General features: G+C 38.9%; 4 protein-coding genes and 10 tRNA genes. 13 read left to right on the top strand and 1 reads right to left on the bottom strand.

Going from position 1 to position 6,948, the window contains the following annotated elements:
* Positions 1 to 13: 13 nt before the first annotated feature.
* The 9 genes from TP70_RS02640 to TP70_RS12185 all read left to right on the top strand — a co-directional run bounded on the left by TP70_RS02640 (position 14) and on the right by TP70_RS12185 (position 783).
* A tRNA-Phe gene (locus TP70_RS02640) sits at positions 14 to 89 on the top strand.
* A gap of 11 nt (positions 90 to 100) precedes the next feature.
* Positions 101 to 176: transfer RNA gene (locus TP70_RS02635), tRNA-Thr, on the top strand.
* Positions 177 to 198: 22 nt separating this feature from the next.
* A tRNA-Tyr gene (locus TP70_RS02630) sits at positions 199 to 282 on the top strand.
* Between the two features lie 8 nt (positions 283 to 290).
* A tRNA-Trp gene (locus tag TP70_RS02625) sits at positions 291 to 364 on the top strand.
* Between the two features lie 2 nt (positions 365 to 366).
* A tRNA-His gene (locus TP70_RS02620) sits at positions 367 to 439 on the top strand.
* Positions 440 to 456: 17 nt separating this feature from the next.
* Positions 457 to 528 (top strand) — tRNA-Gln (locus TP70_RS02615).
* 8 nt (positions 529 to 536) lie between these two features.
* A tRNA-Cys gene (locus tag TP70_RS02610) sits at positions 537 to 611 on the top strand.
* Between the two features lie 12 nt (positions 612 to 623).
* A tRNA-Gly gene (locus TP70_RS12190) sits at positions 624 to 697 on the top strand.
* 12 nt (positions 698 to 709) lie between these two features.
* Positions 710 to 783, top strand: a tRNA-Gly gene (locus TP70_RS12185).
* 1,228 nt (positions 784 to 2,011) lie between these two features.
* On the opposite strand, the gene TP70_RS02605 is transcribed toward TP70_RS12185, so the two are convergent.
* Positions 2,012 to 2,095 (bottom strand) — tRNA-Leu (locus tag TP70_RS02605).
* A 212-nt stretch (positions 2,096 to 2,307) separates the two neighbouring features.
* Between TP70_RS02605 and TP70_RS02600 the strand changes: the two genes are divergently transcribed.
* From TP70_RS02600 to queG, 4 genes are all read left to right on the top strand, one after another.
* Complete coding sequence (locus TP70_RS02600) at positions 2,308 to 3,369, top strand: PTS transporter subunit IIC (RefSeq protein ID WP_044359125.1); 1,062 nt, start codon at positions 2,308 to 2,310, stop codon at positions 3,367 to 3,369.
* Positions 3,370 to 3,500: 131 nt separating this feature from the next.
* Positions 3,501 to 4,958, top strand: coding sequence for an ABC transporter substrate-binding protein/permease (locus tag TP70_RS02595; RefSeq protein ID WP_044359123.1), 1,458 nt, complete (start codon positions 3,501 to 3,503; stop codon positions 4,956 to 4,958).
* Positions 4,951 to 5,673 (top strand): amino acid ABC transporter ATP-binding protein, encoded by a 723-nt coding sequence (locus TP70_RS02590; RefSeq protein ID WP_044359122.1) that lies wholly within the window; start codon positions 4,951 to 4,953, stop codon positions 5,671 to 5,673. Before TP70_RS02595 ends, TP70_RS02590 begins: the two co-directional genes overlap by 8 nt.
* Positions 5,674 to 5,818: 145 nt before the next feature.
* Positions 5,819 to 6,946, top strand: a complete 1,128-nt coding sequence (gene queG / locus TP70_RS02585; protein WP_044359120.1) for a tRNA epoxyqueuosine(34) reductase QueG — start codon at positions 5,819 to 5,821, stop codon at positions 6,944 to 6,946.
* Positions 6,947 to 6,948 lie beyond the last annotated feature (2 nt).

Genomic DNA, 6,948 nt, shown 5'->3' with positions numbered 1-6,948 from the left:
CCGCCATTATTATGGTTCAGTAGCTCAGTCGGTAGAGCAAAGGACTGAAAATCCTTGTGTCGGCGGTTCGATTCCGTCCTGAACCACCATTTTTATTTGTGCCGGCCTAGCTCAATTGGTAGAGCAACTGACTTGTAATCAGTAGGTTGGGGGTTCAAGTCCTCTGGCCGGCACCATTTCTTTTTTAATTACATACGTGGAGGGGTAGCGAAGTGGCTAAACGCGGCGGACTGTAAATCCGCTCCTTCGGGTTCGGCAGTTCGAATCTGCCCCCCTCCACCATCCTTAATAGGGGCATAGTTCAACGGTAGAATAGAGGTCTCCAAAACCTTTGATGTGGGTTCGATTCCTACTGCCCCTGCCATGGCGGCTGTGGCGAAGTGGTTAACGCATCGGATTGTGGTTCCGACACTCGTGGGTTCGATTCCCATCAGCCGCCCTTAAAGTTATTATTAATGGGCTATAGCCAAGCGGTAAGGCAACGGACTTTGACTCCGTCACTCGCTGGTTCGAATCCAGCTAGCCCAGTTCCTTTTGGCGGCATAGCCAAGTGGTAAGGCCGGGGTCTGCAAAACCCCTATTCACCGGTTCAAATCCGGTTGCCGCCTCCATCAATTATACATGCGGGAATAGTTTAATTTTAGAACACTTTCCTTCCCGGAAAGAGGTACAGGTGTAAGTCCTGTTTTCCGCTCCATATTTTAAATATGCGGGAGTATTTCAATTTCAGAATACTTTCCTTCCCGGAAAGAGGTATAGGTGTAAGTCCTATCTTCCGCTCCATTATTTATTTTAAATGTTTGCCGAACCGATACAGAGGATTGTTATTCTGATGTTGCAGGACGGTTTTTTTGTTGTCTTTTTAGGCTGCTTAATTTCGGCTGTCCATCTTCTGTGGTGGATAGATAATTTAAAGTACCTAGTTTTATTTTTATTATAATTTCATATGTGTAGAAATAGCTAGGCATGTCGAAGCGTACAATCTTGATGGGTTGTACGTTTTTGTATATTATCGTATCTTTATTGGGCAAAGTGCTATGGTATATGTCGAGTTAGGACAGTTAAGTTAATAAAGAGGTACCTCGTATTTAATGAGTCGATGCCACGACATAGTAGCTAGTTATGGTTATCTTAAAAGTACCTATTTAAATGAATCCTTTTACTTAACTGTGTTTGTAAGGAGAGAAGAGGTGTTGACACTCGGAATACTTAATGAGTGCTTTTTAGGGAATGAGAGTTGAAGCGTGTTTTAATAATGGTGTGATCTTATAAATGGACGTAGTAGGTGTCTGAAGTGGAAAAGTGAAAATGTGTTTTCCTAATCTATAATGGCATTGTCAGTGTTCGAGAAGCAGCGTTTTCGACAGAACGTCACGATTCGACAAAATCTGAAAAGCGATTTTGCTCATCGTTATTGTTCTGCTCAAACCCTAAACGCTTCTCTCACAACCTCGCTGTGGTACAGAAATCAATTATATTATTGATTTCTGTACCAACGACAATGACAGAATGATAAACACATTTGCCATATTATGTAGCGCCCATACACAATTTCAAAATGTCGAAGTAATGTAATAGGAATACTGTAATACAGGAAAAATCTTCATAAATCAGTGAGTAAAAATCATAAACGGCAGTAGGCATTTGAAGTGAAAATGCGATTTAACAAACTTTGAAAGTACTATCAAAATTTTAGATATTACCTTTGCCGTAGTATCTCTGCAATGCGGATGAGATACATGACTCACTTGAAAAGTGGCGAACATATCAATCAGTTACTGTGAAATTTCTATTGTTGCTAGAATTTTTACATCTCTATCAACTTTTGGAAGCAATTCTGCTCAAATCCTAAACGCCTCATTCACAAACTCGATACGTGGGGACAGCTCAAACCTTTTACGAAAATGCACTTTCTGTTCCACGCTCTAGGCCTACGTTTTTTCAGCATATACTATCTCCACAATAAAAAAACTGTACACTTCAACAATATGAAATGTACAGTCTTATGTAGTACCGATGGTCGGGGTCGAACCGACACGTCCTAATGGACACGGGATTTTGAGTCCCGCGCGTCTGCCAATTCCGCCACATCGGCATAATTATCAAATTGTGATTATCTCTTTCAAAATCACATATATGTATTATATTACGATGATAAGATTTCGTCAACAATTTTTTAAATAAATGATATCCGCTGTTTTAGTAACTTTTTATAGCCTAAATGTCATAGAAATTGATACATTGTTTATTGTGGCACACGTTGTTTTGTATTATGATAAACGTATTATTTATTAAGGAGGATGACAAGTGGGAAAGGCAGAAAGTAGTAGTGGGAAGCAGTTTTTCAATAATATACTCAATGCTGTCGGGGCGGGTGTCGTGATTGCTTTGCTACCGAATGCATTATTGGGAGAACTTTTAAAGTTTTTTAAAGATGGTAATGAAGCATTGACGTTAATTTATCAATTAGTGATTGTTATTCAATCGTTTATGGCTTTTATCATTGGTGTTGTAGCTGCACATATGTTTAAATTCTCTGGTCCAGGATCTGTTTTTGTAGGGACTTCTGCAATGTTAGGTTCCGGAGCAGTTGTTTTTGAAAATGGTGTGATTATGTTACAAGGTATTGGGGACATTATTAACGTCATGATTATTGTTACATTTGCATGTGCATTATTCATGTTGTTACGTGGCAAGTTTGGTTCTTTAGAATTAATTATTTTACCAGTTGTTATACCTGTCACTTCAGGTTACCTTGGGTTACTCATCTTACCGTACGTCCGCAAAGTAACGAGTACGTTAGGTGCGATGGTTCATTCATTTACTGAGCTAAACCCAATGTTGATGAGTGTGTTAATTACGATTACTTTTGCCTTATTGATGGTGACGCCGATTTCAGTTGTAGCAATCGCCACAGCTATTTCATTAACTGGTTTAGGCAGTGGTGCTGGAAATATGGGAATTGTTGCAGCATGTGTAACGTTTTTATTTGGCTCATTAACTGTGAACAAAGCAGGTGTCAATATCGTGTTACTCATCGGTGCTGCTAAAATGATGATCCCTGTATATTTAAAACATCCAATCATTATGGTACCGCTTATTATTAATGGCACGATTGGCGGATTATTGGCATACTTTGTTGGTATTAAAGGAACGCCGATGTCAGCAGGCTTTGGATATACAGGATTAGTCGGACCGATTAATGCGTTTAACCGCATGGATGGTGATCCGATGATGAATGCATTATTATTGTTATTTGCATATTTTATCATTCCATTTACGATGGCATTTTTCGTCCATCAAATTTGTAAACGACTTTTACCTGGTTATTCAGATGATATTTATCGCTTTGAATTACCAAAACAATAAAATTGAATGACAGTACAAAGAATCACTATTGTTTTCGAATTTTCAAGACAATAGTGATTTTTTTGAAAATAACGTTGCATAAAGTTGCATATATATGTATAATGATGAATATCGTAAGAGGGGGTTATCCAATGAAGTATATACAAAAATTAAGTTGCATCATTTTCGTGTTAGCCATTTTACTGTCTGCTTTGCCACATGGTTATGAGGCGCATGCTGCGGATGATAAGTGGGCAGAGATTAAAAAGCGTGGTGAGTTGCGTGTCGGGCTATCTGCTGACTATGCACCGATGGAGTTTGAGCGTACAATAAATGGTAAGCGAGATTATGCAGGGATTGATATAGAGTTAGCTAAGAAAATCGCAAAAGATAACGGCGTTAAATTGACGATTGTAAATATGCAGTTTGACAGTTTGTTAGGTGCTTTAAAAACTGGAAAAATTGATATGATTATTTCTGGTATGACACCGACAGCTGAACGTGCAAAAGAAGTGGATTTTTCAGATTCATATATGACTGTGCAACAGACTGTCGTAGTTAGAAAACAAGACAAAGATAAATATCAAAAATTGGATGACTTAACAGGTAAACGAATTGGTGCGCAAAAACAAACGACACAAGAAGAGTTAGCTCAAACAGAAATTAAAGATGCAGATGTGCAATCATTAACACGTCTGCCTGAAGTAATTTTATCGCTGAAGAGTAATAAAATTGATGGTGTTGTTATGGACAGTGCGGTTGCTGATGCATATTTAAAACAGAACAGTGACCTTGCATTATCAAAAGTTACTTTTGCAAATTCTGAAAAACAAACAGCAGTGGCTGTACCGAAAGAATCACCTGAACTTTTAGCAAAGGTCAATGATACGATTGCTGAAGTGAAAGATAAAAAATTAATTGATCAGTATGCTGATAAAGCGGCACAAGCGATGAAAGATGATGGTAGCTTTTTCAGCAAATACGGGACATTCTTTATTACAGGGTTAAAAAATACCATTTTAATCTCTATCATCGGTGTATTATTAGGTGCGGTATTTGGTGCACTGTTTGCATTGATGAAAATTAGCAGTATTAAACCATTGAAATGGCTCGCATCCATTTATATTGAGTTTCTAAGAGGGACACCGTTACTCGTTCAAGTATTTTTAGTGTACTTCGGAACGACGGCTGTATTAGGACTGGATATTTCAGCGTTTATATGTGGTACGATTGCGCTTGTTATTAACTGTTCAGCGTATATTGCGGAGATTATCCGTGCAGGTATCAATGCGGTGGATAAAGGTCAAATGGAAGCAGCGAGAAGCTTAGGTTTAAGTTATGGGCAAACGATGAAAACAGTTATTATGCCACAAGCGATTAAAAATATTTTACCAGCGTTAGGAAATGAATTCGTTACAGTTATTAAAGAATCGTCTATCGTTTCGGTAATTGGTGTGAGTGAAATTATGTTTAATTCACAAGTTGTACAAGGTGCGTCATTTGACCCGTTCACACCTTTATTAATCGCAGCTGTATTGTATTTCATCTTAACATTCATGCTTTCACGTTTGATGAATTTCTTTGAAGGGAGATTGAGCGTCAGTGATTAAAATTGATAATTTACACAAAACTTTTGGCAAAAATGAAGTATTGACGGGTATTAATTTAGAAGTAGCAAAAGGTGAGGTTGTCGCAATCATCGGTCCTTCAGGAAGTGGGAAAAGTACATTGTTAAGATGTATGAACCTTTTAGAAACACCGACGAAAGGGCATGTAATATTTGAGGGCAAAGACTTAACGGCGAAAGAAACGAATGTGGATCAGTTAAGACAAAATATGGGAATGGTATTTCAAAATTTCAATTTATTCCCGCATAAAAAAGTGATTGATAACATTATTCTTGCACCTTCATTGTTGAAAAAAGGGGATCAAGCTGCACTTAAGCAGAAAGCACTTGAATTGCTAGACAAGGTTGGATTGAAAGATCGTGCTGATGCGTATCCAAGTCAGTTGTCGGGTGGACAAAAACAAAGGGTAGCCATTGCACGTGCGCTTGCGATGAATCCGAGTGTGCTATTATTCGATGAACCTACTTCAGCGCTAGACCCGGAAGTGGTAGGAGAAGTGTTGAATGTAATGAGTGATTTAGCAAAAGAAGGTATGACGATGATTGTTGTGACGCACGAAATGGGCTTTGCTAAAAATGTCAGTGATCGTGTTGTATTTATGGCAGATGGTGTCGTTGTAGAAGATGATACCCCACAAAATATTTTTGAAAATCCACAGCATCAACGTACGCAAAACTTCTTAAGTCGTGTGTTATAATCTTTAATTAAAAATCTCAAGTGTGACTTCATTAGGTTGAGTCAGCTTGAGATTTTTTGATTTCATGCAATGCAGTATAAGTTGTTAGGTGTTGATACCTTAAAATATGTTAAAATAGGAAGGTAACTTTTGAGAGGTGACAAATATGGATGTTGCACAGTTGAAAGCTGACATCATTGCCTATGCCCATACAATTGGTATTGATAGTATTGGCTTTACGACGGCTGATCCGTTTGATGAGCTGAAGCAAAAACTAATGGATTATCATGCCAAGGGCTACGCATCTGGTTTTGAGCCAACGGATATTGCGATGCGAACGGAACCGAAGTTGTCGATGTCGTCAGCACGGTCGATTATCGCGATTGCAGTCGGTTATCCGAACCGTTTGCCGGATGCTCCGAAAAGTAAGCGTGGCGAGCGTAGAGGTATTTTTGCGCGTGCATCATGGGGGCAAGACTATCATAGTATTATGCGTAAACGTCTCGATGCACTTGGTGACTATATTCAGTCACGCGTGCCAGATGTTGAGATGATGTCGATGGTCGATACAGGTGTGCTTTCGGATCGTGCAGTTGCTGAACGTGCTGGACTAGGCTATACAGGACGCAATGGTTTTGTTATCAATCCAGAACTTGGAACATGGACGTATTTGGGGGAAATGCTAGTTAGTATTCCGTTTCCACCAGATGATCCAATTATAGACAGTTGTGGGTCGTGTACTATATGTGTAGACCGTTGCCCAACAGGTGCGTTAGTTGGTAATGGCCAATTGAATAGTCAAAAATGTGTGAGTTTCTTAACGCAAACGAAAGGCTATATGCCGGATCAATATCGTTATAAAATTGGGAATCGACTGTACGGCTGTGATACGTGTCAGCAGGTTTGTCCAAGAAATCGTGGGATTAATACGCAACATGACGATATTGTGTTAGAACCTGAAATTTTGAAGCCACGTTTAGTGCCATTACTTAAAATGAGTAACAAAGAATTCAAGGAAACATACGGTCATTTGGCAGGGGCTTGGCGTGGGAAAAAGCCAATTCAACGGAATGCAATTTTAGCACTTGCACATTTTAAAGAAAAAGAAGCCATTCCTGAATTAAAAGATGTGGCTGAAAATGATCCAAGACCTATGATTCGTGCGACGGCTTATTGGGCAATCGGACAAATTTTGGAAGATGATGCAGAATCTTATATTATGTCACGCTATGACTCAGAAATAGAAGAAGTACAAGTTGAAATGAAAAAGGGATTAGAAACGAGGAGACCATAATT

This window comes from Staphylococcus microti (assembly GCF_000934465.1).
Lineage (GTDB): Bacteria > Bacillota > Bacilli > Staphylococcales > Staphylococcaceae > Staphylococcus > Staphylococcus microti.
The sequence above is the reverse complement of the archived record's forward strand: the minus strand, read 5'-3'. Positions and strand labels throughout refer to the sequence as shown.

Excerpts from the sequence above, each read along its gene's own strand:
- TP70_RS02595 (WP_044359123.1), top strand. The coding sequence starts at position 3,501 with ATGAAGTATATACAAAAATTAAGTTGCATCATTTTCGTGTTAGCCATT.
- queG (WP_044359120.1), top strand. The coding sequence starts at position 5,819 with ATGGATGTTGCACAGTTGAAAGCTGACATCATTGCCTATGCCCATACA.